Genomic DNA, 1,117 nt, shown 5'->3' with positions numbered 1-1,117 from the left:
CGGCGGGTGTCACGTCAGATCATGGTCGGCTCGGTTCCCGTCGGCGGGGACGCGCCGGTCTCGGTGCAGTCCATGACGACCACGCTGACCGCCGACGTGAACTCCACCCTGCAGCAGATCGCCGAGCTGACCGCGGCGGGCTGTCAGATCGTGCGTGTCGCCGTGCCGTCCCAGGACGACGCCGACGCGTTGCCGGCCATCGCGAGGAAGTCGCAGATCCCCGTGATCGCCGACATCCATTTCCAGCCCAAATACGTCTTCGCGGCGATCGACGCCGGATGCGCGGCCGTGCGGGTGAACCCCGGAAACATCAAGAAGTTCGACGACAAGGTCGGCGAGATCGCCCGCGCCGCCTCCGACGCCGGGGTGCCGATCAGGATCGGTGTCAACGCCGGCTCGCTCGACCCGCGGCTGCTGCAGAAGTACGGCAAGGCCACCCCCGAGGCGCTGGTGGAGTCGGCTTTGTGGGAGTGCTCGCTGTTCGAGGAGCACGGCTTCCGCGACATCAAGATCTCGGTCAAGCACAACGACCCGGTCGTGATGGTCCAGGCCTACCGGCTGCTGGCCCAGCGCTGCGACTACCCGCTGCACTTGGGGGTGACCGAGGCGGGGCCGGCGTTCCAGGGCACGATCAAGTCGGCGGTGGCGTTCGGCGCGCTGCTGGCCGAGGGCATCGGCGACACGATCCGGGTGTCGCTGTCGGCGCCTCCGGTGGAGGAGGTCAAGGTCGGCACCCAGATCCTGGAGTCGCTGGGGTTGCGTGAGCGGGGCCTGGAGATCGTCTCGTGTCCTTCCTGTGGGCGGGCGCAGGTGGATGTGTACACCCTGGCCGAGCAGGTGCAGGCCGGCCTCGCGGGGCTCAAGGTCCCGCTGCGGGTGGCCGTCATGGGCTGTGTCGTCAACGGTCCCGGCGAGGCCAGGGAGGCCGACCTCGGCGTCGCCTCCGGCAACGGCAAGGGCCAGATCTTCGTCAAGGGCGAGGTCGTCAAGACCGTGCCCGAGTCGCGGATCGTCGAGACCCTGATCGAGGAGGCCCTGCGCATCGCCGAGGAGATGGGCGTCGACGTCGACCTCGACGACGACGAGACCACCGGTCCGGAGGTCGTCGTCCGCTGAC

The 1,117-nt window shown here is 69.1% G+C and carries 1 protein-coding gene; it reads left to right on the top strand.

Annotated elements, in window-relative coordinates; genetic code table 11:
• Positions 1–1,116: flavodoxin-dependent (E)-4-hydroxy-3-methylbut-2-enyl-diphosphate synthase (gene ispG / locus AB0O28_RS39880; RefSeq protein ID WP_363648241.1), on the top strand; the 1,116-nt coding region annotated here is incomplete at its 5' end.
• Position 1,117: the final 1 nt, after the last annotated feature.

This window comes from Microbispora sp. NPDC088329 (assembly GCF_040685655.1).
GTDB lineage: Bacteria > Actinomycetota > Actinomycetes > Streptosporangiales > Streptosporangiaceae > Microbispora.
The sequence above is the reverse complement of the archived record's forward strand: the minus strand, read 5'-3'. Positions and strand labels throughout refer to the sequence as shown.